Below are 25328 nucleotides of genomic sequence, written 5' to 3'. Positions count from 1 at the left end.
GGCGTCGGGCAAGATCCTGCGTAAGGACCTGCGGGCGTAGGGGTTCCGCGCTGTCGGCTAACCCAGGTCGCGCCTGCTGAATCCGGCGACGCCGAGGGCCACGGCGACGGCTGCGAGTGCGGTGACGCCGAGAACTCCACCCGCCGTCACGGTGTCGAGGGGAGCCTGCGGCAGATGATGGAACGGCGACGCCACGCGTGTCCACTCGGGTAGCTGGAAGGACTCGGCCAGTATCTCGGCGACGAGGCAGTACGCGAAGTACGTCCAGGCGATGATCGCGGCGGCCCGGGGCAGGCAACCGACGCCGGCCAGGGCGACCGTGACGATCAGCCAGACGGCCGGGACGTACACCGCGGCCGCGGCGAGCAGGCGTGGGATCTGGCCGAGATCACCGATGGTGAGGCCATACGCCAGCCCTTCGCCGACCGCGCCGGCAGCCAGGACGACGGCGCTGCCCGCGAGTGCCATCGCGATATGGCCGGCGAGCCAGGCGATCCGGTTGGTGTTCGCCGCGATGATCGGCTCCGCCCGTCCGGCGGTCTCCTCGCGGTGGGCCCGCAGGGCACTGTTCACCCCGTATCCCGCCGACAGCAGGGCGGCGATCGTGAGCGTGAGCGCGAGGTAGGCGTCGACGGCGTCCGCGGCGCCGCCGGGCAGGAACTCCGCGATCTGCGGGTTGTCCGCGATGAAGTCGGTGATCGCGTCGCCGAACGATCCGTATGCGGCCGAAAGGACGAACACGCCGGCCGCCCAGGCGGCGATGGATCCGCGGTGCAGGCGCCACGCCATCCCTGTCGTCGTCTGCGACAGTCGCGACGCCTCCGCACGCCCGGCGCGGTTGCCGAAGATCCCGGCGCCGAAATCGCGGTGTTCGGAGACGGCCACTGCGGCTGCGAGGGTGAGCAACGACGCGACCAGTGGCAGGAGGAGAGGCCACCATCGGTCGGTGGTGTAGGGAAGTGTGCGCTGGCCCCAACCGATCGGCGAGAGCCACGACGCCGCTCCGTTGCCGACATCACCGATTGCCCGCAGCACATACGCCAGCCCGAGCATCGCGGTGATCGATCCGTACACACTGCGGGGGTTCTCGAAGATCTGCGCGGCCAACGCCGTGAGCGTCGCGAAGGTGAGACCCACACCTGCCAGTGCCGCTCCGAAGAGCACCGACCCGCCGAGCGGGAGCCCGGTGGCCGCGGCGGTGACTGCGACGGCGACCCCGGCGGCGAGGTTCGCGAGGGCGGCGAGCGACAGGGCGGTGGCGACCGGTGCATCGCGGCCCACACGCGTCGACCGGAGGAGTTCGGCGCGGCCGTTCTCCTCGTCTGTGCGTGTGTGGCGACCGACGAGAAACATCGACATGAGTCCGAGAACGATTGCGGCATAGCCGGATATCTCGAACACGACCTCGCCGCCGATGCTGGCGAGCAGTTCCTTGGGTCCGGCGAGTGCGACGAGTGCAGGACTTCCGCCGAGGGTCTCGCGCAGGGCGGCCAGTTTGGCGGGGGTGTCGTAGAGATTCTGGCTGCCGACGGCTTGGAAGCCCACCAGGGCTGCGGTTCCGCCGATCCACGCGAGGAGGGCGGCTCGTTCGCGTCGCAGGTAGAACCGGAGCAGGGTGCCGAGACCGGTGGCGTCCGCCTTCCGCCCCGCGCTGCCCACGGGTCGCCGCTCGGCGACCTGCGTCATCTCGATCTCCGCCATCCGGTCTCAGCCCCCGTAGTGCCGGAGGAAGATGTCCTCCAAGGTCGGCGGAGCACTGGTCAGGTCGCGGACGCCCAGGGTCGCGAGTTCGCGGACCACCGTGTCCAGTGCGTTGGCGTCGACGGTGCAGCGGATGCGATGGCCGTCACGGATCAGGTCGTGCACCCCGGGAACCTCGTCGAGCGGCGCGGGATTGTGGGCGGTCTCGGCACTGATCTCGAGTCGGCCGAGGTGGCGGAGTTCGGTCAGCGAGCCGCTGTCCACCGTCCGGCCCGCCCGGACGAGGGTGACCCGATCGCAGAGGGCTTCGACCTGGGCCAGGATGTGGCTCGACAGCAACACGGTGCGTCCACGCCGGCGCTCCTCCTCGATGCACCGCTGGAACTCGGCTTCCTTGAGCGGGTCCAACCCGGCCGTCGGCTCGTCGAGGAGAAGGAGTTCGGCATCGGAGGCCAGCGCGGCGATCAGCGCGACCTTCTGCCGATTGCCCTTCGAGTACGTGCGGGACTTCTTGCGCGGGTCGAGTTCAAAGCGCTCGATCAGTTCGTCGCGACGACGCCGGTTCCGGTCGCCGCGGAGATTGCACAGGAGATCGATGACCTCGCCGCCGGTGACGCCTGGCCACAGATTCACCTCACCCGGCACATAGGCGATGCGTCCGTGCAGGTTCACGTCGTCCCGCCACGGATCGCGGTCCAGAACGCGTACGACACCCGAATCCGCCCGCAGCAGCCCGAGCAGAATCCGGATCGTGGTCGTCTTGCCGGAGCCGTTCGGTCCCAGGAAGCCGTGGACCTCGCCGCCGTCGACGGTCAGGTCGAATCCGTCGAGGGCCTTGACATGGCCGAACGACTTGGTCAGGTTCTGGATCGTGATCGCGGCCACGATCTCAGATTAGAACGCTTCGGGCGTTTTGGTCGCGGGGTCGAAAGTCATCTGAATCAATAAGTCTATTGATGAATCATTCACTGATAGAGTATGAGGCCGATGTGGTCGGCCGGCGATGTCCCCAACCCCGTCCGGGGTCTCGTGCCGAGGTCCACGTCATCGGTGACGCTTCGGTGCCGGGCCGGCTGCGCACTGCCGTCCTGGACGGGGCGACCGTCGGGCGAAGCGTCTGAATCAACCTGCTGGACCCCAGGGACAAGGAGAACTCATGAATATCGGCTTGCGGTACGACATGCGAGCGCCCGATCTCGGCCCGGGGTCGGCGAGCCCGCGCGACCTGTACCAGGCCGCCGTCGAGCAATGCCTCTGGGCCGACAAGAAGGGCTTCAACACCGTGTACCTGGCCGAACGTCATGGGGCAGAGGACAATTACTGTCCGTCACCGCTGATCCTGGCCGCCGCGATCGCCGGAGCCACCGAACAGATCGAACTGCACTTCTCCGCACTGTGCGTCACGATGCACGACCCCCTGCGACTCGCGGAGGACCTCGCTGTGCTCGACCTCATCGCAGGTCCCGGCCGGGTGTTGGTCACCGCCGGAATCGGTTATCGCCCCGAGGAATTCGACATGTTCGGCGTCGATTTCCCGAATCGTGGCAAGGTCTTCGAAGAAAAGCTCGAAGTCCTCCGCACCGCTTGGCGCGGTGAGGAATTCGAGTACCGCGGCACCCGCGTCCGCGTCACACCGGTCCCGGGAACCCCGGGTGGACCGACGCTGTACATCGGGGGAAACGCCAAACCGTCCGCCCGGCGAGCGGCACGGATGGGTCTGGGCTACCGGCCGGCCACCGAGGACCTCTACCGCTTCTACGCGGAAGAGTGTGCCAGGCTCGGGCATCCCGAACCCGAACCGTTCCCGCGGCACGGTCCGGCGTTCCTCTACGTGGCCGAGGATCCGGAACAGGCCCTGGAGCAGGTGGCACCGCACGTCATCTATGCCAGCAACATGTACGCCTCCTGGGCCGGCGAGCGGACGAACGCCACCACGAATGGGTATTGGGCCCAGAAGAGTAATCTCGACTCCATCCGGAACGATCCCTCGATGTGGATCGTGAGTCCGGATGAAGCGGTGCGGCGGCTCTCTGAACTCGACGACGACTACGAGTTGCGGGTGCATTCGCTGCTCGGTGGTCTCTCACCCGAGTTGTCCTGGCGCAGCCTCGAATTGCTGGTCGACAAGGTGCTTCCTCGCGTTCGTGCGGCACGGCCGGTGAGTTGACCGCCCGTTCACCCGGTCGACAGGGGAACGAGGCTCCGCGACGTTTATGTCGCACTTCACGGTCGAATCCGAGTGTGAGCCAGTTCATAGGTAGGTACCTAGGTACTTTTGCGAATGGATTCGGGCGTCCGCGCCGACCAAGGTGGGAGGTGGCAAAAGGAGGCCTGGTCATGAACGCTATGCAGCTGGACGTACTGGAGCGAGTGGCTGTCGATCAATTGGCAGCGCACATCGTCGGGTCGCGTGACGTGGTGATTGCGGCGCCGCGCACCTACATCGCCGACACGGACACCACGGCCGTGCGCAGGCTCGTCGAACTGGGTCTCGTGGACGACAATGCGGATCCGACCGGTCGGCCGCGAATCCGGGTCACGCCCGCCGGCGTGGAGGCGCTGGCCTACCTCGCGTCGGTGGCCTGAGAAGGATCAGCGGCTTTCGTCGGCGCTGACCCACCGCGCGATCTGCGTGCGCGACCGGAACCCGAGCTTGGTCAGGATGTGGTCGACGTGGGCGTCGACGGTACGGGGAGAGATCGTCAGTTTGGTGGCGATCTCCTTGTTCGTGAGACCGTCGGCGACCAACGTCGCCACCTCGTTCTCGCGGCGGGTGAGGGAGGCGCGTAGAGATGCGGACCCTGAGCGGCCGGCGGTCGCGGGCGTCCGGCCGGAGACGAGCTGGACCGCGACCTCGAGAGTCGACTCTCGCCCCATCGCATAGGACTTCTCGAAGGCCTCGGCGCCCAGCTCCGCGCGCAACTTCTCCTCGACGGTGGTCGTCACCGGGTTGATCGCGGCCTGGGCGAGGGTCATGTGACTGTGTTGGTGCCACACGGTCTGCGCGGACCCCAGCAGTGTCGCCGCCCGGTCGGGGTCGGTGCCTGCGGCACACCACCTGCTGACCTCGATGCACACGGCAACCATGCCGGGATAGTCGAAGGCCCGATACAACTCGATCGCTTCGGACATCAAGGCCTCCGCGGCGGCGATGTCTCCCTGGTGCCAGCGAAGAATGCCCATCGGACCCAGTGCGATGGCCTTCACCAGGTGCGTGCCGTGCTGATCGGCATAGTCGAGGTAGCGAGTCGTGTACCTGTCCGCGTTCTCGTCTTCGGCGATGAAGGCATACAGCGCGGACAGTGCCAGACAATCCGCGACGAACCCGACGTTCACCCGGTCTGACCTCCCCGCGATCGCTTCCTCGGCGAGCTCGAAGGCCCGGCGTGCGTCGTGACGCAACGACGCTTCCAGTCCTGCCGCGAACCGCGCGCCGAAGACGAGCTCGTCGGTCGCGGCCACTCGTCCGGCGAGTTCGGTGTACTCGGCGAGATACGTGTGTGCTCGGTCGACCTCAGCGACGAGGTAGCCGAGGACACTGCCGATGACCAGCGCATTCGCCCGATCGACCGTCGGCTCGGCAAGCAGGTCGACGGCGCGGTTCGCCCACTCGAATCCTTCCCGCAGGGTTCCCGACTGCGACCAGTACGGGCGAAGGGTGCGCACCATCTCGGCCGCCGCGGCCCCGGCGCCAGTCTCGAGGCTGAACGCCAGGGCCTCCCGGATGTTCGCGTGTTCGGTGCGGGTGCGCCGGAACCACTCGACGTCGTCCGGACTGCAGTAGTCGGTGTCCGAGGTCTGGGCCAGGCGTAGGAAATGGTCGCGATGGCGTCATTCTCACCGCCGTCGCATCGGAGGACGACTCGAGCTTCGCGAGGGCGTACTGGCGCATCGGTTCCAACAATCGATAGCGTCCCTGCAGCTCGTGGTCCTCGTCGACGCGCACGATCATCGACTTGTCGAGTAGCCCGATCAGTTCCCGCAGCACCCCTGCGCCCGTCTCGGAGGGTAGGCAGACGCCATCGGCGGTCTCCGCGGTGAAACCGCCTGCGAAGACCGAGAGCTGTTCCCACACTTGACGTTCGCGTGGTGAACACAGTTGATAACTCCAGTCCACCACGGACTCCAGGGTCCGGTGGCGTGCCGATCGGTTCCGTTCGCTCGACATCATCATCGCGGAGTCGCCCAGTCGCGCCGCTATCTCGGCGGGCCCGAAGACCCTGATGTTGGCGGCGGCCAGTTCGATCGCCAGCGGCAGTCCCTCGAGTCGTCGACAGATCTCCTCGACCGCGGCGCGATTGTCCTCGGTGACGCGGAAATCGGGCTGTGCGGCCGAGGCGCGTTCCTCGAACAGTTGCATCGCCTCGCCCAGGCCTCCCGGCGATCCCAGGGTCAGCGGACTGACGGGGAACAGCTGTTCGCCCTCGACGCCGAGTACCTGGCGGCTGGTCGCGAGGATCTTCACGGCCGGGGCCACCGACAGCAATCGGCCGACCACCTCGGCGCACGCGTCGATGAGATGCTCACAGTTGTCGAGCACCAGGAGGAGCTTCTTCGTTCGCAGGTGCTCGGCCAGCGTGCCGAATGCGTCGGAGGACTCGCTCGTGACACCGAAGAGCCCGCACAGGGTCTGGGTCAGCAGGCCAGTCTGCCGGAGATCCGCGAGTTCGACGGTCCAGACGCCGTCGGGAAACTCGCGTCGCATGCTGGCGGCGACGGCGAGGGCCAGACGGGTCTTCCCGACTCCGCCGACGCCGGTCAGCGTCAGCAGTCGTGCGGTTCCGAGCAGGGTTCGTGCTCTGGTCAGATCGTCACGCCGGCCGACGAAGCTCGTCAGTTCCACCGGGAGGTTGCCGCTCGGACGCGCAGTCACCGGCCCAGTATCTCACCTTGCCTGCGGGAGAAGTCGGCCTCCATCGGACCGGTCGGCGACGGTCATCGGTCTCCTTCGTCTGCCCGCCGCACGGCGTTGAGTGCAGCGGCCTTTCGCTGCCGCCAGGTGTCGAGGTCGGCGTAGTCGCGGATGGCACCGATCGTGTCGCCGGCGAGTTCGAAGACTCCGGTGACCTCGATCGCTGCTTCGTGGGCTCCGAACCAGAACCGGTCGACGCGCTCGACGAATGCCCGATCGTGGTCGGCGAGGTGACTTCTCGGTTCCCAGCTGACTCGGTCGGCGGCCGTCAAGGAGACGCGTAACGCATCCACGACGGCGGTGCGGCCCGTCACCGGTGGGTAGGGCACGGCCAGGTGGTACGAGATGTCCTCGGCGAGACAGCAGGCGAGGGCGTCGAAGTCGCGGGAGTTGACGGCGTCGAAGAATTCCGCGACGGGGCGGGGCAACTCGATCAACACGGCTCCTTCGTCCTCGGCGATTGTGACGTAGCCTACAAGAAAGTAGTCTATACATCAATTAATGAAAGCACGATATAACAGCGCGTCAGGAGGGATCGGGATGACCGAAACAGCAGGCGGCGTAACGGAATCGGGCGTGGAGACGAACCGCGTCGACCTGGACGGCGCCGACGCCGACCGAGTGGAGCGGTGGCGCGCGGAGGTCGAAGGCGTCTTCGAGTCCCGGACCGCGACATCGCGCGAGGCGTTCGCGCGGGCACGCGAGCACATTCCGGGCGGGGTTCCCGGCGGTCTCGGCTTCATGAGTCCCCATCCGGTCTACTTCGAGCGCGCCGACGGCGCCTACGCGTGGGACGCCGACGGCAACAAGTATCTGGATGTGATGTCCGGCGACTGGTTGCTGCCGCTCGGGCACTGTCACCCGGATGTGTTGGACGCGACCATCGCTCAGTTGCGGCGGGGCACCACCTATTGCTCGCCGCACGTATCGCTGGGTGCCGACCTGGCGGCCGAACTCCATCGTCGTCTCCCGTCGATGGAGCAGATCAGGTTCACCGCGTCCGGTACCGAGGCGACGATGACGGCGCTACGTCTGGCGCGTGCTTTCACCGGCCGGCCGAAGATCGCCAAGATGCGCGGTGGCTACCACGGCACCCACGACCTGTCGCTCGTCGCCAACGGCCGCTTCGCGGATCCGGGGCGCGGTCCCGCCCGGCCTCATCCCGGGCGTCGAGGATGCCGTGGTGCTGTTGCCGTACAACCACTCCGACGAGTCCGAGCAGATCCTGGACCGGCATGCCGACGAGATCGCCGCCGTCATCGTCGAGCCGATCCTCGGCGGAACCGGGATGATCCCGGCGACTCCGGAGTTCCTGGCCAGACTCCGCGAGGTCACGAGGCGGCACGGAATGCTCGTCGTCCTCGACGAGGTCGTCTCGTTCCCGATGGATGTCCACGGGGCGCAGGGGCACTTCGGGATCGAACCCGACCTGACCACCCTGGGCAAGGCCATCGGCGGCGGCCTGCCGCTGGCCGCCTACGGTGGCCGCGCCGACATCATGGCGCTGGTCGATCCGGTTCTCGATCCGATGACGCAGATGCGGCACGCGACCACTCTCGGCGGGATACCGGCGACCCTCGCCGCGGGGCTGGCGCAGGTCCGCGCGCTGACACCCGAGGTACACGACCATCTCAACCGGCTCGGCGAACGGCTCCGGCAGGGTGTCCGCGACATCGGTCGCCGGCATCACGCGCCGCTCCAGGTCACCGGCTTCGCCCACGTCTTCGGCATCCACTGGACCCCGACGCCGGTCGTCGACCTGGAGACGGTTCTCACCTCGGACAAGGCGGTGACCAACCTGCTCACCACCAGCCTCTACAACCAGGGGATCCTGATGTTCAAATCGGCACTCGGGACGGTGACGTCCCCGATGACCGACGACGACGTCGCGATGTTCCTCGACGCGCTGGAACGCTCGGTCGTCGACAGCGGGCTCGTGGGCTGAGGCGTTCCGGGCCGGCCGCGGCGATCCGCGGTCGGCCCGGTCAGCCCCGCGCGGCGTCGACGAGCGGGGCCAGGTTCGCGAGAACTCCGAGCCAGTCGGCGGCTTCGGTGATCTCCGAGCAGAAGTTGGTCTCGACGATGACGCCTTCCAGGCCGGCGGCAACGCATTCGCTGACGCGTGTGGTCATCTGTGCCACGTCGAGCCGTACGCCCGCGGTGGATTGCTGGGCGAGGCGATAGATGGCGTTGAGTGGCGCCATCGAGGCCGGACGCCGGCTGTTCATCTGTCCCAGGGTGTCCACGACCGTGGCGATCGGGGCGGAACCGGGATTCCAGAGGTCGAAATCCCTTGCCGTCCTTGCGAGTCCCTGCTCGGAGTACATGCCGGACATCAGTTTGGGTGTGGACACCGGTTTCGGACGCATCACTGCGGGTCCGATCTCGAAGAACTCCCCGTGATGCTCGACCGGATCCTCGCCCCAGCAGGCTCGCAGGGCCGGAACGAAATCGTCCATGCGCCGGCCGCGGGTTCGGGGGTCGACTCCCATGGCCACATGCTCTTCCACCGACCAGCCCACACTCAGCCCGACGACGGTCAACCGCCCGGCGCTGAGCTGGTCGATCGTGGCCAGGCGATTGGCGAGTTGGGCGGGCCAGTGATTCCCGCCCACCAGGATGCTCGTGCCCAGCTCCATGCGAGTCGTCCAGGTGGCCACCGCGGCCAGCAGCTCGGTCGGGGCCCAGACCGAGCGATAGACGTCGGGTTGCGATTGGGCGCTGCCGCCGTACTCGCCGGCCTGCTTGAGTGAGTACAAGAAGTGGTCCTGCACCCAGAGCGAGTCGAAACCCATGTCGTCCGCCTGCTGGACGAAGTCGCGGACGAGTGACGCAGACACGGCTGAACCGAGCTGGGGGAGTGTCATCCCGATCGAGGTCATGATCGCTCCGTCCGACGGTCGGCGGGCGCACATCCACTAAGTACTCGCATGCAAAATAACTTAGCACTCGACTTATTTGGGAGGGGTTGTTCACTCCCCGGGGGTGGCCGCACAACGAGTTCAGCCCCGATCTACAGATCGGGGCTGAACGACGATGGTGCGCGATACAAGGATTGAACTTGTGACCTCTTCCGTGTCAGGGAAGCGCTCTCCCACTGAGCTAATCGCGCGGGGATATGAAATTGTGGTGTGGAGGTGGCGACGGGAATCGAACCCGTGTACACGGCTTTGCAGGCCGTTGCCTCACCACTCGGCCACACCACCAGATGCGAGTCGACTCGCGCCGAGCGGATGACGGGATTCGAACCCGCGACCCTCACCTTGGCAAGGTGATGCGCTACCAGCTGCGCTACATCCGCATGCCCACGAGCGATCTTGTGGATCTTGCTGCTCGCGGTGCGAAGAGAAACTTACGCGATGGATTCCGAACTTTACAAATCGCCTGGTCAGAGGGCTGGCGAAAGACGAATTCCCAGCGTGTGATTACTCCGGACCGCCAAAACCGACGACTGTGACGTGGCACACGTCCGTGATTTGGGAACTCTGCGGAACCCGTGTAATCTTCTGGCTCGTGCGCAGGCGCCCCTGTCACCGACATCAGGCGCCCGACACGGTCCCGTGGCTCAGTGGAAGAGCGTCCCGTTCACACCGGGAAGGTCGCTGGTTCGATCCCAGCCGGGACCACAGAGACAAAGGTCTCGTCGTGACGACGAGGCCTTTGTTGTCTCCTCACGAGATCCGATCGCTCCCGGAACCCGCTGAGCGTCGTCTAGTCCTCCAACGGCCACACGATCAGGGTCTGCATCGACGACAGATCGTTCTCGTCGGGCTCGGTCAGGTAGCTCTCCCACATCACCCCGGCCGGCCTCAGATTCTGGGCCTGCAACCACTGCATCAGCCGGCCGTAGGTCTGCTCCATCGCATCGTAGGAGCCGATGTGCAGGATCTGCGCGGCGCGACCGCCCGGAAGGGTTTCGGTAGTGACTTCTCCGTCCACCGAGACGTCGCGGTCCGTGGGAAACCCGGCCGCCACATCCACAGTGTCCGTGGGCATGCCGTAGTAGAGGCCCAGCGGTGGTCCGACAACGCTTGCGCCCGCGTTCCGCATCGCGTCGTCCACCGCGTGGAACGAACGATCGAAGAATTGGGGAAGGCCGGTCATCGGGACCTTCTCGCGATGTACCGCGACCCGCGCCGGGGTCAGCTCGACGATCTGGGGTTCGGTGGACGGATCTGTCATGCCTGGTCTCCTTCGCGCCGTGTTGGTGCGGGTTCGGATCTCACTTGGCGAAACGTTTCGTCAAACCGGTCAGTGTGCTGTCCACGAGTCCCTTGATCACCCTTTTGCGCACGAACCCGGGCAGCGGCAGATTGTGATGGATCGTGAGCTCATAGGTGACCGAGGTCGTGTCAGGGCCCGTCGCGTCGAGTTGGTAGCGGCCTTCCTGGCCGGTCTGCATGCGCCCTTCGAGCATCGACCAGCTCATGCCGTCGTCGCGGTGCTCATAGGTGAGCGTGTAACTGTCTGTCCCGACGGTCGCGGACGCCTTGAACCTGGCCGTGCGGGCAAGTCCGGTCTCCGGGTCGGTCTCGAGGATCTCCGCCTCGAGGATCTCCGGAATCCACTCGGGCTGGCTCTCGAGGTCGCGCAGCGTCGCGAGCACGGTCTCGAGCGGGGCGTCGACCTCGACGGTCTGGGAAGCGCGGTCAGTGGGCATGATCATCCTCACCGTAGTAGCCGAGTTTGAGCAGGTCGGTGATCTCGCTGATGAGCGGCATCCGCGGGTTGGTGCGGTTGCTCAGGTCCTGGAACGCATTCATCGCGAGTTCGGGCAACGCGTCCAGGAACTCCGCTTCGGGCACGCCGATCTCCGCGAGGGTGCGTGGCACTCCCAGCTTGCGCAGCAGATCTTCCACGCCCTGGAACAGTCGGCGCCGGCTCTCGGCGGGGTCGCGGCCGCCGAAGACGACCCGACCCAGTTGCGCATACTTCTGCGGCGCGACGTACGCCGAATATCCCGGCGCGGGCATGAACTTCGTCGGCACCGCGGCGTTGTAGCGCAGCGTGTGAGGCAGGAACACGCCGTTCACCCGACCGTGCGCGATACCGAATGCAGCGCCGACGGCGTGTGCGAGCGCGTGATTGGTCCCCACGAACGCGTTCGAGAAGGCGAGCCCCGCGAGAGTGGCGGCGTTGGCCATGTCGGTGCGGGCCGCGAGGTCGGTCGGATCGTCGTACGCACGGGGCAACGCGTCGAAGATGAGTCGTGCGGCCTGGACGCAGAACGCGTCGGTGTACGGGGAGGCGAAGATCGAGGCGACAGCTTCCAATGCGTGGGTGAGCGCGTCGACGCCGGTGTCGACGGTCAGTGCGCGCGGCATGGAGAGGGTCAGCGTCGGATCCACGATCGCCATGTCCGGGACGAGGGAGTAGTCGACGAGGGTCTCCTTGCGGCCCGCGACGGTCAGCACCGCGGCCGGTGACACCTCGGACCCTGTACCGGCGGTGGTGGGAATCGCCACCAGCCGCAGGGTGTGCGGGTCCTGCGGGTACTCCGCCAACCGCTTGCGGGGATCGAGGAACGGCAGGGTCAGCTCGGCCAGGTCGGTGTCGGGGTGCTCGTGGAAGAGCCGGATCGCCTTGGCGGCGTCGATCACCGACCCGCCTCCGACGGCGATGAGCAGATCCGGCGGCTGACTCTCCAGCACGGCGACGCCACGACGGATCGTCGCCTCGTCCGGTTCCGGCTCGACCTCGGCGAAGACCCGGACGTGTTGGGCGTGCAAGTGGGCACGCAATTCGTCGACCACTCCGCGTTCGGCGCTCAGGACGTCGGTGACGACCACGACATCCGTGCACGGGACGTCGCGGAGATTGTCCAGTGCGCCGGCGTTGAAGAAGGTGTTCGCGGGCACGCGGAACCACTGGGACGGGCTGCGTCGATGAGCGACGGTCTTGATGTTCAGCAGCTGGAGATAGTTCACGTTCTCGGTGGTGCTCGACCCGCCCCAGGTGCCGCAGCCCAGTGAGAAGGTGGGCGGGAGATCGTTGTAGATCCCGCCCAGGGCTCCGACCGCGGTGGGTGCGTTGACGAGGATCCGCCCGGTGCGTACTGCGGCACTGTAGGCGTCGACGACCGACTGATCGTTGGCATAGACGGCAGAGGTGTGGCCGAGACCGCCGTGTTCGGTGACCAGGACCGCGGCGTCGATCCCGTGGTGCACGTCGCGGGCGCGGACGAGTCCGAGGACGGGCATCAGCTTCTCCTGCACGAGCGGGTGTGCCGCGAGCTCGTCGAGATCCGACGGCAGCGGCGCCAGCAGCACCTTCACCGAAGGGTCCACGGCGAAACCGGCGCGGGCGGCCAGTTCCGGAGCCGGCCGGCCGAGTGCACCGAGGTTGACCTTGTCGCCGCCGCCGAACGCGAAGTCGGCGATGGCCGCGGACTGCTCGTCGGTGAGCAGATGTGCGCCCATCCGGCGGAACTCCTCGACCGTGGCGTCGTAGATCGCGTCGTCGACGATGCAGGTCTGTTCCGCGGGGCAGATGACGGAGGCGTCAAAGGTCTTGGAGATCAGGATGTCGACGACAGCGGCTTCGATGTCGGCGGTCCGGTGCAGGTAGATCGGCGCGTTGCCGGGTCCGACGCTGAGTCCGGGTTTGCCGGCCGCGTTGGCGAGTGCGACGATCTTCCGCCCGCCGGTGACCCAGATGAAGTCGACGAGCCGGTGCCGGAACAGATAATGGGTCACCTCGTGGGCGGCGTCGGGGATCACCTGCAGAGCGCCGGGGGGCATACCGGCCGCCTCGGCTGCCTCACGCAGGATCGCCACCGTCCGTTCACAGGAACGCGCCGCCACCGGCGAGGGGCGGAAGACGATGGCATTGCGCGTCTTCGCCGCGACGATCGCCTTGTACAGCACCGTCGACGTGGGATTGGTGACCGGAGTGATCGCGAGCACGACGCCGATGGGCTCGGCCACCCGCACGACACCGCGTTCGTGGTCCTCCTCGATCACGCCCACCGACGTCTTGTCCTTGAGGTGGTCGTGGAGGAACTCCGTCGCGACATAGTTCTTGACGACCTTGTCCTCGAAGACCCCGAAGCCGGTTTCCTCGATCGCCACCGCGGCGAGTTCGGCGGCGGCCCGCACTCCGGCCCGCGCCATGGCCGCGACGATCGCGTCGACCCGGTGCTGGTCGAGTGTGCGGAACTCCGCCGCAGCGGCCGCGGCCCTCTCGACCACACCATCGACCTCGACGGTGGTCTCGGGTGTCAGCGCCGACGCTCGGGGGTGGTCTGGCGTCTGCGATTCGGTGTCCACGTGGGTTTTCGGCATTCGATATCACCTCGAATGGGTGTCGTCGCGCCGTCGGTCCATGCGCGGCCGTGTGGGCGCACGTTACTCGCGCCCGCGGCGTGAAGGACCCGTTTGCCACTCGGCGGCGCGATCTTTGGCTTCTTGGTCGGCGACCGGTTCATCCGGGTCGGGATTCCACGAAATCGGCGATCACCTCCTTCACCCGGTCGCGCTGACCGAGGAGGAGATGTCCGCCGGAATCGAGGCCGAGTAGTCGTGCGCCGGGGATCCTCGACGCCGCGTCACGTGCCGCGCCGTAGGACGCCAGCGGATCATCGGCGGCGTGCACGATCAGAGTGGGCGCCTCGATCGCCTCGAGGTCATAGGTGCCGATCTCCGGGTCGGCGACATAGGCGTCGAACACCGCTCCCCGCCGGCGCCAGGCGACCGGGAAGATGCTCTCCGAGATCTCCTCGGCGACACGGCGCTCATCGGCCGAACGAGGGAACCCCGGCGGCACACCGAGGAGGCGGAGGAACGTCGGGTGGGCGAAGGCTTTCAGGGGCCACAGCGCGTGATCGGAATAGAACCAGCGTGCCCATCGGGGTGGTATCCGTGCCGTGCGGCTCCCCGGAAAGTTCCCGGAGAGGATGATCAGGTGTCGAACCCGGTGAGGATGGCGCAGCGTGAACTGGACCGCTGCGCTCGTGCCCGCGGAGATCCCGATGACGTCGACCTCGTGGTGGCCGAGGTGATCGAGCAGTTCGGCGAAGACGTCGGACTGGGCGGCGACCGAGGGCTCGGCGGGCATCACCGACCCGAGATATCCGAAGCGGGACGGGACGATGATCCGTCGGTCCGGCAGCAGGTCGCGTACCGACAGCAGTCCACCGTCGCAGCCCTGGAAGATGCCGTGGCTCACCAGGACCGTCTCACCCGCGCCGCGTGCCGCGTATTCGACAGCGCCACACCGTGATTCCATCACATGGCGGGTGACCGCCCCGACCCGCTTCCGTGCTGCGACGAGGTCTCGGACATAGGCGATGCCGAGCATCCCGGCGGCCGATGCCAGGGCGCCGCCGGCGATCAGGCCTCCGGCCCACGCCCTGCTGGTTCGTCCGTCCGGGGGAGTCATCGGAAGCGGACCGTTGTCCCGGGCGCCAACTGGACCAGTTTCTCGCGACACTGGACATCGATCGGAGCGACGTCGCGTTTCTCAGATGTGACCTCGACGCCGCTGCCGCTGACCCGCAGTTGCAGACGGTGCCGACGGTAGTAGACGCGGAAGGACAAGACGCCCAGGGATCGCGGCCACCGCGGGTTGAGGATCAGGCGGTCGTCGCGGAGCTCGAGGCCCGTGAAACAGCGCTGCAACAGGTCGATGCTCCCGGACATGGCCGCGAGGTGGATACCCTCCGACGTCGTACCGCCCTGGATGTCGGTGATATCGGAGTCGAGGACTCTCTCGAAGAACGACACCGCGTGTTCGCGATCGCCGCGGGCGAGCACCCACGCGTGGACGACCGAACTCAACGTCGACCCGTGCGAGGTCCGGGACATGTAGTAGTCGATGGTGTGCGGGATCATCTCGGGCGGCAGCCCATAGCCCAGGCGTTCCAGCAACTCTCGCAACTCTTCCGCGGAAAGAAGATAGAAGAGCATGAGAACGTCGGCCTGCTTGGACACCTTGTACCGGTTCACGTCGTCGTTCTCGGCCTCCAGGATGCGGTCCAGCCGCTGGATGTTCCCGTACTCGGCGCGGTAGGCGTCCCAATCCAGTTCGACCAGTTCGTCATATCCCTCGAACTGGCTGATCGTGCCGTCGTGGAAGGGGACGAACATCCGGCAGGTCAGTGTCCGCCACAGCTCGAGTTCTGGTTCGCGCAAGTCGATCTCGTCGAGCAGATTGACCCGATCACGCTGCGGGATGGTCGCCAGGGCATCCAGAGCGCGCCGGATGACCCACACCGCCATCACATTCGTGAACGCGTTGTTGTCGATCCCGTCGTAGGGTGCCTCGGGGTAGCCGGAGTGGAACTCGTCGGGCCCGATGACGCCCCGGATCGCGTACCGGTCGTGGCGCGGGTCGTAGGTTGCGATGTCGGCCCAGAACCGGGCGATCTCGACGAGCAGTTCCGCGCCGGACTCGATGAGGAAGTCGAGGTCGTGTGTCACCTGGAAGTACTGCCACACGTTGTAGGCCACGGCCAGGCCGATGTGGTGCTGGCGGGCGCTGGGGTCCGGGTTCCACCGTCCCGAGCGCGGGTTGAGGTGCAGCTTCTGGCTCTCCTCCCGGCCGTCGCTTCCGGACTGCCAGGGGTACATCGCGCCCCGGTGGCCGGCTTCGCGGGCGGCGACCCGCGCCTCCTCGAGACGCCGGAAGCGGTAGCGGAGCAGCGCCTTGGCGAGTTTGGGGAGCCGTGGGGTGAGCACGGGCAGGACGAAGACCTCGTCCCAGAAGATGTGGCCGCGATAAGCCTCACCGTGCAGGCCCCGAGCCGGGATTCCGATGTCCATGTCGATGGTGTTGGGTGAGACCACCTGCAGCATGTGCAGCATGTGGAACCGGAGCGCCCGTTGCGCGTCGGGGTGCCCTTCGAGGTCGGTGCGGCACAGGTCCCACATACGCACGCATGCTCTGGCGTGATCGGTGAGCAGGTCGTGGAACCGCCCGAGCCGGGCAAGTGTGCGCGAGGCGGCGACACCGGGTTCGGAGATCCCGTTGTCGCGCGAGGTGTACAGCGTGGCGACCTTCTCCACGGTGACCTCTTCACCCGCGGCGATGTCGACACCGATCCGGTGCCCGATCCGACCCTGATCGGAGATCAGGTCGTAGTGCGCGGGCAGCTGTTCGTTTCCGCGCCACACCGTGGTTCGGGCGCCCACCGCAATGGTGATGCGGGACTGGTTGGTCTGCACCCGCAACAGAACCGAGTCCGTCGAATCCGCCGTGCCCTCGGGGGCGGTGAGATGCCTGCTCGCCAGCTCCCGGTAACGCTCGACCCCGGAATTGGTGACGGTGCCGTCGAGCATCGAGGAGACCTCGATCCTGCCCGACCAGTCCTCGGCCAGGATCCTGGTGTCGAGTGCGCCGACATGACGATGGTCCATCGACACGAATCGGCGTTGCCGGACGGTGGTGGTGCGGCCGTGCGCATCGCGGTAGCGGAGGTCGCGGGTCAGCATCGCGCGCCGCAGGTCGAGCGTCTGACGGAACGACAACACCTCGACATCGTCGATGCTGAACCAGTCACCGCTGTCGATCCGGAAGGTCAGGGGCAACCAGTTCGGCAGGTTGACCAGGCTCTCGTTCTCCACCTCCCCGGCGGGCAGTCGGTCGGTGAGCCGGTTGTACACGCCGGCGGCGTAGGTGCCCGGATAGTGCACCGGTCCGGCATCGCACTCCGGGGCCGCGCCACGCGTCGCGAAATAGCCGTTGCCGACGGTGCACAGGGCTTCGCGGAGCTTCTCCGCGGGCGGATCGTAGGAGTCGTAGGTCAGTGACCAGTCCGACGGGGGCTCGCTCGCCTGCTCGACGTGATCGGCGATCTGGGCCAGTAGTGCCGGGATCGCGCCGGGTGACTCCACGGCGAACAGGGCGGCCGTGCGGCGGTCGCGGTTCTCCTCGGCGCGCACCACTATCCCGATCCCGTCGGTGGCGATCCGGTCGAAGGCGTCCTCGTCGGTGAGATCGTCGCCGAAGTAGATCGTGATCCACCCCCGGTCGACGGCGCCCACCTGGTGGCGGACCCACTCCAGCGCCTGTCCCTTGTCCCAGTCGACGTCGGGTTTCAGTTCGAGGACCTTGCGACCGGGGAGGGCCCGCAATCCCCGGCGCACACCGATCTCGCGCGCCGCCGCGATGATGTCCTCGACATCGTCGGGGGAGGCGTTGCGGAAGTGGACGGCAACACTGAAATGTTTGGGCTCGACCAGGACTCCGTCGACAGCGGCAAACCGTTGCCGAAGTTCTTCGGATACCGCAGCGATCGCCGGCGTGGACGTGCGGGCCACCTCGTTGACGAGGTGCTCGCCCCCCGGGCCGAGGAGTTCGAGGCCGTGACAACCGGCGTACCAGAGGCCGGGCAGCCCCACGCGCTCGCGGATGTCGTCGAGGTCGCGACCGCTGATGACGGCGACCGGGCACAACCGCGCCAACCGGGTCAGCGCCTCGGCGGCACCCTCGACGAGGACCGCAGCGGACGGATCGTCGACGATGTCGGACAGGGTTCCGTCGAAATCGAGGAAGACCACGGGGCGTCGAGACGCGGCAATGGCGTGCAGGTGCTCGAGGTAGGTCAGTGCGTCGGGCATCGTCGAGATCCGGGCGCCGCCGAGGCGTACCCGGATGTCGGCGGGATCACCGACCACGGCGTCGGCGCCGAGACGACGGAGTTCATCGGCCCGCGCCGGTGTCCCGATCGCCACGACCAGCGCGAATCCGCCCTGCCGGGCTGCGGCCACGCCTTCCGGGGTGTATTCGACGACAGCGCATCGCGGGGGTGACACGCCGAGGCGCCGGGCGATGTCGAGCAACCCGGCCGGGTCGGGGTGAGCGGTGCCCTCGACCTGCTCGGGCGGGGCGTCGGTCACGTTCGCCGAGAACAGGCCGTCGAGCTCGGGGCCCAGGGTGCGCCCGACCGAGCGGGCCCCGCAGACGATCCCGAACCCGCGAAGACGGTGGACGAGACCGGCGGTGGACTCGATCGCCCGCGGATGTCCATCGGTGGTCGGGTGGCCGAAGCCGACGATCACGCCGTCGTGCAGACGCGCGTCGATCGTCACCGGTCGTGTCGGGGCCGCCGTGATCGCCATCGTTCCAGCATGCCCCCGGGCACCGGATGATCGGGCGAACTTCTGGTAAAGGTATCGCGGCGGCGGGCCTCATGGCCGCGCCGGCGACGGTCGCCGAGATGCCGGTAGCCTGAACACGGCGTAGGCGATGGCGGAGTAGGGGGGACATGACGGAGTCGTGGTGGAAGCGACTGCGGATCCGGGCGCGTCATCGCCGGTACGTGGTTCGCTCCAATCCCCGCTGGCATCGGATCTACCGCATCGCGGTCGCCGTCGTCGGCACCGTCGTCCTGCTGTGCGGGCTCGTCACCATCCCGTACCCGGGTCCCGGCTGGCTCATCGTCTTCCTCGGACTGGGAATCCTGGCGTCGGAATTCGACTGGGCTCATCGCCTGCTGAAGTTCGCACGCGCGAAGTACGACGCCTGGATGGAATGGATCGGCCGGCAACACTGGTCGGTGCAGTCCGTCTTCTGGATCGGTACCTGCGCGATCGTCGTGGGCACCCTCTGGCTCCTCGGGGCCCTGCAGACGGCGGCCGGTTGGGCGAACCTCCACTACGAGTGGCTCGCGAGCCCGATCTTCTCCTGATCGCTCACCCGAGCCGCGCCGCAGAGGAGGGGTTCGGTCGGGCGGGATGACACGCGGATACCATCAGAGTCGCAAACGTCCCCCACGACGCGCCCTTCGCGTGTCCGAACCTATTCGAGGAGCGTCCCCGTGCCCGACGACGTCCAGGTGACCAGCCCAGCCACGATCCGTGTGCCGGCTGGAACGACCGCGGGCACCGCACTTCGTGATCACGACCTCCCCAACAAGGGGCCGGATGCGATCGTCGTCGTCCGCGACGCGCACGGCGACCTTCGTGACCTGTCCTGGGCGCCGGCCGAGGACGCCGAGGTCGAACCCGTTGCGGCCGACACCGAGACCGGACGCAGCGTCATCCGGCACTCGTGTGCCCACGTGCTCGCGCAGGCGGTCCAGGATCTGTTCCCCGAGGCCAAGCTGGGTATCGGACCGCCCATCAAGGACGGCTTCTACTACGACTTCGATGTCGCCGAGCCGTTCACACCCGAGGACCTCAAGGCCCTCGAGAAGAAGATGAAGCAGATCATCAAGTCCGGGCAGCGCTTCTCGCGTCGCGTCTACGACTCGAAGGACGAGGCGCGCGCCGAGCTGGCGAACGAGCCGTTCAAGCTCGAGCTGATCGACGACAAGGGCGCCGCCGACGATGCCGAGGTCATGGAGGTCGGCGGCGGTGAGCTGTCCGTCTACGACAACCTCAATCCGCGCACCGGCGAACGGATCTGGTGCGATCTGTGCCGCGGTCCGCACGTGCCGACCACCAAGTACATCGCTGCCTTCAAGCTGACCCGGTCGTCGGCCGCCTACTGGCGCGGTGACCAGGACAACGCCGACCTGCAGCGCGTGTACGGCACCGCATGGGAGTCGGCGGAGGCGCTCGATGCCCATCTCGAACTGCTCGCCGAAGCGGAGAAGCGCGACCACCGCAAGCTCGGTGCCGAACTCGACCTGTTCAGCTTCCCCGACGAACTCGGCTCGGGACTGCCGGTCTTCCACCCCAAGGGCGGCATCATCCGCAAGGAGATGGAGGACTACTCACGGGCGCGTCACGTCGCCGCGCGGTATGAGTTCGTCAACACCCCGCACATCACCAAGTCGCACCTCTACGAGGTCTCCGGTCATCTCGACTGGTACCGCGACGGGATGTTCCCGCCCATGCACGTCGACGCGGAGTACGACGAGAACGGCGAGCTGCGCAAGCCCGGCCAGGACTACTACCTGAAGCCGATGAACTGCCCGATGCACAACCTGATCTTCCGGGGTCGGGGACGTTCGTACCGGGAACTGCCGCTGCGCATGTTCGAGTTCGGGTCGGTGTACCGGTACGAGAAGTCCGGCGTGATCCACGGGCTGACCCGAGTGCGCGGTATGACGCAGGATGACGCGCACATCTACTGCACGCAAGACCAGATGCGCGACGAGCTGACGTCGATCCTCACCTTCGTCCTGGGGCTGCTCAAGGACTACGGTCTCGACGACTTCTACCTCGAACTGTCGACGAAGGACCCGAAGAAGTTCGTCGGATCCGACGAGGTGTGGGAGGCGGCGACGAACACGCTCGCCGAGGTGGCCCAGGCCTCCGGTCTGGATCTGGTGCCCGATCCGGGTGGTGCCGCGTTCTACGGCCCGAAGATCTCGGTGCAGGCCAAGGATGCGCTCGGCCGCACCTGGCAGATGTCGACGATCCAGCTCGACTTCAACCTGCCGGAGCTGTTCGGCCTCGAATACACCGCGTCGGACGGCACCAAGCAGCGGCCGGTGATGATCCACCGCGCGCTGTTCGGTTCCATCGAGCGGTTCTTCGGCGTGCTCACCGAGCACTACGCGGGCGCTTTTCCGGCGTGGCTGTCCCCGGTCCAGGTCATGGGCATCCCGGTCGCCGAGGCGTTCGCCGATCACCTGCAGGGCGTCGTCGACGCGCTGCGGGCCGCCGGTGTCCGTGCCGAGGTCGACCACTCCGACGACCGCATGCAGAAGAAGATCCGCAACCACACCACCGGCAAGGTTCCGTTCATGCTGCTCGCGGGCGAGCGCGACGTCGAAGCGCATGCGGTGAGCTTCCGGTTCCGCGACGGGTCCCAGATCAACGGTGTCCCGGTGGGTCCCGCGATCGCCGCGATCACCGACTGGGTGGCGAGCCGGCGCAACGAGTCGCCGACCGGGCAACTCCTGGAGGCGAAGCTCGGCCCGGTGGGAGCGGTCGATGGCTGAGGCATCCGGCGAGATCCGCGACGAGGGCGTCGGTGTCGGTGATCGTCTGGAGCGGCTCTGGAGTCCGCACCGGATGACCTACATCGCCGACCCGCAGCCGGCGGCGAAGACCGGTCACCCCTTCCTCGACATCCCGACGATGTCCGACGAGGACGGTCTGATCGTCGCGCGCGGCGAAGCCGTGTACGCGGTGCTCAACCTGTACCCGTACAACCCCGGTCACACGATGGTGGTCCCGTACCGCCAGGTCGCCGACCTCGAGGACCTGACACCCGCCGAGTCGGCCGAGCTGATGGCGTTCACGCAGCGGATGATCCGCACGATCAAGGCGGTCTCGAACCCGAACGCCTTCAACGTGGGACTCAACCTGGGCTATGCCGCGGGTGGCTCGCTGTCCGAGCACTTACATCAGCACATCGTGCCTCGCTGGATGGGCGACGCGAACTTCATCACCATCGTCGGCGAGACGAAGGTGATGCCGCAGTTGCTGCGCGACACCCGGTTGCTGCTCGCCGAGGCGTGGCAGCGCTTTGATGACTGAGGGGGAGGGAGCTCGCGGATGCTGAGCATTCTGGGTCGGGCGTCGGTCTCCAAGGTGACGTTGCCGATGGGCCGGGCGCTGCTGCGGACCGGTCTGACCCCGGACATCATGACCGTCATCGGAACGGTGGCGAGCGTGGCGGCCGCACTCACGCTGTTCCCGATGGGCCACCTCTTCTGGGGCACCATGGTCATCTGGCTGTTCGTCATGTTCGACATGCTCGACGGCGCGATGGCGCGTGCCCGTGGTGGCGGGACACGGTTCGGCGCCGTCCTCGACGCCACCTGTGACCGCATCGCCGACGGCGCGATCTTCGCCGGACTCGTGTGGTGGTGCACCGTCACCGAACCGCACCACCTGCTCCTGGTCGCGACCCTGATCTGCCTGGTCACCTCTCAGGTCATCTCGTACGCGAAGGCCCGGGCCGAGGCCAGCGGCCTCTACGGCGACGGGGGGCTCATCGAGCGTCCCGACCGGCTCATCATCGTGCTCGTCGGTACCGGTCTCACCGGTCTGGGCCTGCCCTGGGCGGTCCACGTGGCGATGTGGCTGCTCGCCGTCGGCAGCGTGATCACCGTCGGCCAGCGCATGTGGTCGATCTCGAACTCGCCCGGTGCCCGCGACCTGATCCCGCTGAAGGCAGACCCCGACGGCGACACCGGGAACGACGGCACCGGGAACGACGGCACCGCGAACGACGGCACCGATTCCGGCGCCAACGGATCGACTCCCCCCGACGGAGCGCGATGACCGACGTCGCCGCTCTCGCCGCCGACCTCGGATACCGGGCCGGCTGGGCCGCGGTGCGGAGGGCGCCGGAACGCGCCGCACGCGCCGTGTTCGACCGTGCCGGAGAATTCGCCGGTCGCCGCCACGGCGGCCCGGAACAGCTGCGCCGCAACCTGGCCCGCGTGATCGGCACCGACCCGGCGAACGTCCCCGACGACCTCGTCGCCGACGCCGTGCGGTCCTACGCCCGGTACTGGTGCGAGGCCTTCCGCCTACCCACCCAGGACCGGGCCACGGCGGCGTCGACTGCCACGCTGCCGGACCCCGACCACGCCCGTCTCGACGCCGCGGTGGCCCGCGGCAAGGGCGTCGTGCTGGCGTTGCCGCACACCGGCAACTGGGACATGGCCGGGGTGTGGCTCGTCCATCACTACGGCAAGTTCGCGACGGTCGCCGAGCGGCTGAAGCCGGAGTCGCTGTTCACCCAGTTCGTCGAGTACCGCGAGTCGCTGGGTTTCGAGATCTTCCCGCTCAGCGGCGGTGAACAGCCACCGTTCGGTCTACTCGCCGACCGGCTGCGCGCCGGCGGCATCGTGTGTCTGCTGGGGGAACGCGACATCGCCCGTCAGGGCGCCCCGGTCACCTTCTTCGGCGAACGAACCCGGATGCCGGCCGGGTCGGCGCGCCTGGCCATCGAGACCGGGGCAGCGCTGATCCCCGTCCACCACTGGTTCGAGGAGGCGCCGTACTCCGCGATGTCCTGTGGTGAGGAGATCGACGTCTCCGGTGGGGTCGAGGCGACGACGCAGGCGCTCGCCGACGCATTCGCGGTGAACATCGCCGCGCATCCCGCCGACTGGCACATGCTGCAGCCGCTCTGGGAAGCCGACTGGACCGACAAGCAGAAGGCGCGGCTGGCCGACACCGGGGGAGCGACATGAGAATCGGGATGATCTGCCCCTACTCCTTCGACGTTCCCGGAGGTGTGCAGGCGCACGTCACCGAACTCGCCCACGTCTTCATCGGCCGCGGCCACGAGGTCAGCGTCCTCGCCCCGGCATCGCGTCGTACCGAACTGCCCGAGTACGTCGTGCGTGCGGGCCCGTCGCTGGCGATCCCGTACAACGGGTCGGTGTCGCGGGTGAACTTCAGTCCGAAAGGCTATCTACGACTGCGTCGTTGGATCGCGGAGAACGGCTTCGACGTCCTCCACGTCCACGAGCCCAATTCGCCGTCGATCTCCATGCTCTCGCTGATGGTCGCCTCCGGCCCGATCGTCACGACCTTCCATACCGCGACGTCGAAGTCGCTGTGGCTCAGTGCTTTCCAGGGAATCCTTCGTCCGTACCACGAACGCATCGCCGGCAAGATCGCGGTCTCCGAACTCGCCCGGCGCTGGCAGATGGAGTCGCTGGGGTCGGATGCCGTGGAGATCCCCAACGGCATCGATGTCGGCAGCTTCGCCAACGCCAGACCGCTCGACGGCTATCCGCATGCGGGCGGCACGATCCTGTTCCTCGGTCGCTTCGACGAACCGCGCAAGGGCATCGACATCCTGATGCGCGCGCTGCCGGCGGTCGTCGCCCGGTTCCCCGACGTGCGCGTCCTCGTCGTCGGTGGCGGCAACCAGGCCGCTCTGCGCCGGCGGGCCGGGACCCTCGCCGGCCACCTCGTGTTCCTCGGTCAGGTCGACGACGCCACCAAGGCGCGCGCGCTCGCATCGGCCGACGTCTACTGCGCACCCAACCTCGGCGGCGAGAGCTTCGGAATCGTCCTCGTCGAGGCGATGGCCGCCGGAGCCGCAGTGATCGCCAGCTCGCTGAACGCCTTCCGGCGCGTCCTCGACGACGGCCGGGCGGGCAAGCTCGTCGACACCGGGTCGCCGGATGAGCTGGCCGCGGGGATCATCTCGCTGCTCTCCGACGACGAGGCGCGTGAGCAGCTGGTGGCCGCGGGTCGCGTCCGGGCGGACAAATACGACTGGTCACGGGTGGCCGACCAGATCCTGCGCGTCTACGACACCGTGACGGTCGGTGCCGGACCGGTGGTGGTGTCGGACTGATGGCCACCTGGATCGTCATCGGGATCGTCCTGGTCCTGCTGGTCGTCGGCTGGGCTTATCACACCGCCAACCGGCTCGACCGCCTCAACGTACGGGTCGACCTCGCCCGGCAGTCCCTCTATGCGAGTCTCGACCGTCGCGCCGTCGTCGTCCGCGCCATCGCCGCCGAACTGGCTGCCGCCGAGGCGGGCGGCCCGTCCGCATCGGCCCGAGAGCTGGCCGCACTGGCCGACCGTGCCGAACGATCCGCTCCCGAGGCGCGTGAGGACGCGGAGAACGCGGTGTCGGCGGCACTGGCCCGCACCGACGGCCGCGGACGGTCTCCGGCCCTGGTCATCGAGCTCGCCGACGCCGAGACGCGGGTGATGATGGCCCGCCGTTTCTACAACGATGCGGTGCGCGACACCCGGGCGCTCGCCGAGCGGCGACTGGTCCGCTGGCTGCGTCTCGGCGGCCGCGCGTCGCCGCCGACGTACTTCGAGATCAACGAACGCGTCACGCCGGGTCAGGGCGAGTGATCCTGGTACCAGCGCGTTCGCCGGGCTGACCT

The 25328-nt window shown here is 67.5% G+C and carries 22 protein-coding genes, 4 tRNA genes and 1 pseudogene; 12 read left to right on the top strand and 15 right to left on the bottom strand.

All coding sequences use genetic code 11. The features are described from left to right. Positions 1-57: 57 nt before the first annotated feature. Positions 58-1701 (bottom strand): ABC transporter permease, encoded by a 1644-nt coding sequence (locus GOAMI_RS09990; RefSeq protein WP_006436369.1) that lies wholly within the window; start codon positions 1699-1701, stop codon positions 58-60. A gap of 6 nt (positions 1702-1707) precedes the next feature. Then, positions 1708-2586, bottom strand: a complete 879-nt coding sequence (locus GOAMI_RS09985) for an ABC transporter ATP-binding protein (protein WP_006436368.1) — start codon at positions 2584-2586, stop codon at positions 1708-1710. A 271-nt stretch (positions 2587-2857) separates the two neighbouring features. On the opposite strand from GOAMI_RS09985, the gene GOAMI_RS09980 reads away from it, so the two are divergent. Then, positions 2858-3868 (top strand): LLM class flavin-dependent oxidoreductase, encoded by a 1011-nt coding sequence (locus GOAMI_RS09980; RefSeq protein WP_006436367.1) that lies wholly within the window; start codon positions 2858-2860, stop codon positions 3866-3868. A 170-nt stretch (positions 3869-4038) separates the two neighbouring features. Beyond that, a complete protein-coding gene (locus tag GOAMI_RS09975) occupies positions 4039-4287 on the top strand; it encodes a hypothetical protein (protein WP_006436366.1) in 249 nt (82 codons plus the stop codon). 6 nt (positions 4288-4293) lie between these two features. On the opposite strand, the gene GOAMI_RS23455 is transcribed toward GOAMI_RS09975, so the two are convergent. The 4 genes from GOAMI_RS23455 to GOAMI_RS23445 form a co-directional block, all read right to left on the bottom strand. Continuing rightward, positions 4294-4578, bottom strand: a complete 285-nt coding sequence (locus GOAMI_RS23455; RefSeq protein ID WP_243829112.1) for a response regulator transcription factor — start codon at positions 4576-4578, stop codon at positions 4294-4296. Between the two features lie 637 nt (positions 4579-5215). Then, positions 5216-6574, bottom strand: a complete 1359-nt coding sequence (locus GOAMI_RS23450) for an ATP-binding protein (RefSeq protein WP_006436364.1) — start codon at positions 6572-6574, stop codon at positions 5216-5218. A gap of 62 nt (positions 6575-6636) precedes the next feature. Beyond that, positions 6637-7050 carry a limonene-1,2-epoxide hydrolase family protein gene (locus tag GOAMI_RS09965; RefSeq protein WP_182155187.1) on the bottom strand — a complete coding sequence of 138 codons (414 nt, stop codon included), beginning with the start codon at positions 7048-7050 and terminating at the stop codon, positions 6637-6639. A gap of 88 nt (positions 7051-7138) precedes the next feature. Then, positions 7139-7366, bottom strand: a complete 228-nt coding sequence (locus tag GOAMI_RS23445; protein WP_040004725.1) for a hypothetical protein — start codon at positions 7364-7366, stop codon at positions 7139-7141. Between GOAMI_RS23445 and GOAMI_RS23790 the strand changes: the two are divergent. Both GOAMI_RS23790 and GOAMI_RS09955 read left to right on the top strand, forming a co-directional pair. Next, positions 7355-7663: pseudogene (locus GOAMI_RS23790) on the top strand (aminotransferase class III-fold pyridoxal phosphate-dependent enzyme); the annotation flags it as partial. The gene GOAMI_RS23445 and the pseudogene GOAMI_RS23790 overlap by 12 nt on opposite strands. A 28-nt stretch (positions 7664-7691) precedes the next feature. After that, complete coding sequence (locus GOAMI_RS09955) at positions 7692-8558, top strand: aminotransferase class III-fold pyridoxal phosphate-dependent enzyme (protein WP_157228296.1); 867 nt, start codon at positions 7692-7694, stop codon at positions 8556-8558. A gap of 40 nt (positions 8559-8598) precedes the next feature. On the opposite strand, the gene GOAMI_RS09950 is transcribed toward GOAMI_RS09955, so the two are convergent. The 4 genes from GOAMI_RS09950 to GOAMI_RS09935 all read right to left on the bottom strand — a co-directional run bounded on the left by GOAMI_RS09950 (position 8599) and on the right by GOAMI_RS09935 (position 9914). Then, on the bottom strand, positions 8599-9495 hold the full coding sequence (locus GOAMI_RS09950) for a TIGR03619 family F420-dependent LLM class oxidoreductase (RefSeq protein ID WP_006436360.1): 897 nt from the start codon (positions 9493-9495) through the stop codon (positions 8599-8601). A 155-nt stretch (positions 9496-9650) separates the two neighbouring features. Next, positions 9651-9725 (bottom strand) — tRNA-Val (locus GOAMI_RS09945). 20 nt (positions 9726-9745) lie between these two features. Continuing rightward, positions 9746-9819: transfer RNA gene (locus tag GOAMI_RS09940), tRNA-Cys, on the bottom strand. Between the two features lie 22 nt (positions 9820-9841). Next, positions 9842-9914, bottom strand: a tRNA-Gly gene (locus GOAMI_RS09935). Between the two features lie 253 nt (positions 9915-10167). Here GOAMI_RS09935 and GOAMI_RS09930 point away from each other — a divergent pair. Continuing rightward, positions 10168-10239, top strand: a tRNA-Val gene (locus GOAMI_RS09930). Positions 10240-10324: 85 nt separating this feature from the next. On the opposite strand, the gene GOAMI_RS09925 is transcribed toward GOAMI_RS09930, so the two are convergent. The 5 genes from GOAMI_RS09925 to otsB form a co-directional block, all read right to left on the bottom strand. After that, entirely contained in the window at positions 10325-10795 is a 471-nt protein-coding gene (locus tag GOAMI_RS09925; protein WP_006436359.1) for a GyrI-like domain-containing protein, read from the bottom strand. Positions 10796-10835: 40 nt separating this feature from the next. Beyond that, the gene (locus tag GOAMI_RS09920) at positions 10836-11273 is read right to left on the bottom strand and encodes an SRPBCC family protein (protein WP_006436358.1); all 438 of its coding nucleotides are present in this window, start codon (positions 11271-11273) and stop codon (positions 10836-10838) included. After that, positions 11263-13896, bottom strand: coding sequence for a bifunctional acetaldehyde-CoA/alcohol dehydrogenase (adhE, locus tag GOAMI_RS09915; RefSeq protein WP_006436357.1), 2634 nt, complete (start codon positions 13894-13896; stop codon positions 11263-11265). The genes GOAMI_RS09920 and adhE overlap by 11 nt, the downstream gene beginning before the upstream one ends. A gap of 139 nt (positions 13897-14035) precedes the next feature. Beyond that, on the bottom strand, positions 14036-14992 hold the full coding sequence (locus tag GOAMI_RS09910; protein ID WP_006436356.1) for an alpha/beta fold hydrolase: 957 nt from the start codon (positions 14990-14992) through the stop codon (positions 14036-14038). Next, positions 14989-18672: a trehalose-phosphatase gene (otsB, locus tag GOAMI_RS09905; RefSeq protein WP_006436355.1), complete on the bottom strand. Its 3684-nt coding sequence runs from the start codon at positions 18670-18672 to the stop codon at positions 14989-14991. The genes GOAMI_RS09910 and otsB overlap by 4 nt, the downstream gene beginning before the upstream one ends. A 146-nt stretch (positions 18673-18818) precedes the next feature. Here otsB and GOAMI_RS09900 point away from each other — a divergent pair, with 146 nt between their 5' ends. From GOAMI_RS09900 to GOAMI_RS09870, 7 genes are all read left to right on the top strand, one after another. Next, a complete protein-coding gene (locus GOAMI_RS09900; protein WP_006436354.1) occupies positions 18819-19241 on the top strand; it encodes a TIGR02611 family protein in 423 nt (140 codons plus the stop codon). Positions 19242-19370: 129 nt separating this feature from the next. Beyond that, positions 19371-21446 carry a threonine--tRNA ligase gene (gene thrS, locus GOAMI_RS09895; protein ID WP_006436353.1) on the top strand — a complete coding sequence of 692 codons (2076 nt, stop codon included), beginning with the start codon at positions 19371-19373 and terminating at the stop codon, positions 21444-21446. Beyond that, the gene (locus tag GOAMI_RS09890) at positions 21439-21987 is read left to right on the top strand and encodes an ATP adenylyltransferase (protein ID WP_006436352.1); all 549 of its coding nucleotides are present in this window, start codon (positions 21439-21441) and stop codon (positions 21985-21987) included. The genes thrS and GOAMI_RS09890 overlap by 8 nt, the downstream gene beginning before the upstream one ends. A gap of 18 nt (positions 21988-22005) precedes the next feature. Continuing rightward, a complete protein-coding gene (gene pgsA, locus GOAMI_RS09885; RefSeq protein ID WP_006436351.1) occupies positions 22006-22737 on the top strand; it encodes a phosphatidylinositol phosphate synthase in 732 nt (243 codons plus the stop codon). Then, complete coding sequence (locus tag GOAMI_RS09880) at positions 22734-23657, top strand: phosphatidylinositol mannoside acyltransferase (RefSeq protein ID WP_006436350.1); 924 nt, start codon at positions 22734-22736, stop codon at positions 23655-23657. The genes pgsA and GOAMI_RS09880 overlap by 4 nt, the downstream gene beginning before the upstream one ends. Beyond that, positions 23654-24778: a glycosyltransferase family 4 protein gene (locus GOAMI_RS09875; protein ID WP_006436349.1), complete on the top strand. Its 1125-nt coding sequence runs from the start codon at positions 23654-23656 to the stop codon at positions 24776-24778. The genes GOAMI_RS09880 and GOAMI_RS09875 overlap by 4 nt, the downstream gene beginning before the upstream one ends. Beyond that, positions 24778-25296: a LemA family protein gene (locus GOAMI_RS09870; RefSeq protein ID WP_006436348.1), complete on the top strand. Its 519-nt coding sequence runs from the start codon at positions 24778-24780 to the stop codon at positions 25294-25296. The genes GOAMI_RS09875 and GOAMI_RS09870 overlap by 1 nt, the downstream gene beginning before the upstream one ends. The last annotated feature ends 32 nt before the right edge of the window (positions 25297-25328 follow it).

Origin of the sequence: Gordonia amicalis NBRC 100051 = JCM 11271, from assembly GCF_000332995.1 — a bacterium.
GTDB classification, from domain to species: Bacteria; Actinomycetota; Actinomycetes; order Mycobacteriales; family Mycobacteriaceae; genus Gordonia; species Gordonia amicalis.
The sequence above is the reverse complement of the archived record's forward strand: the minus strand, read 5'-3'. Positions and strand labels throughout refer to the sequence as shown.